3 tRNA genes are annotated in these 526 nt (G+C 47.9%); all 3 read right to left on the bottom strand.

From position 1 onward, the window contains the following. Nucleotides 1–218: 218 nt before the first annotated feature. Nucleotides 219–295 (bottom strand) — tRNA-Met (locus COD92_RS31015). Between the two features lie 23 nt (nt 296–318). Beyond that, nucleotides 319–395 (bottom strand) — tRNA-Pro (locus tag COD92_RS31020). Between the two features lie 7 nt (nt 396–402). Then, a tRNA-Arg gene (locus COD92_RS31025) sits at nt 403–476 on the bottom strand. Nucleotides 477–526 lie beyond the last annotated feature (50 nt).

The raw sequence follows: 526 nt of genomic DNA on the forward strand, positions 1-526 counted from the left end.
CCACCCCGCGATAGTAAAAATTATTAAGTTTGGAGTACGCTCCATGTCTTGTTACTGACTGTCCCCATCTCAGAATGCCTATCCAAGCAGCAGCTCGATGGGTACAACTCGCAGTTTATTCGTTGAAGCAACGCTCGTTGCTCCACCCCGCGATAGTAAAAATTATTAAGTTTGGAGATATGCNNCCAGACTTGGGTATTCCTCCGTAAAAAACAATATGGTAGCGGCGGAGGGGATCGAACCCCCGACCTTACGGGTATGAACCGTACGCTCTAGCCAGCTGAGCTACACCGCCATAAACAATTATTAACCTTCGACTGGTCGGGAAGACAGGATTCGAACCTGCGACCCCTTGGTCCCAAACCAAGTGCTCTACCAAGCTGAGCTACTTCCCGTAATAAGCGCGCCCGAAAGGAGTCGAACCCATAACCTTCTGATCCGTAGTCAGACGCTCTATCCAATTGAGCTACGGGCGCAAAATATTGACGATTATTTTCACTTTTGTAAAAAAATCATGGTGGAGGAT

It is taken from the genome of Bacillus sp. AFS037270 (assembly GCF_002585305.1).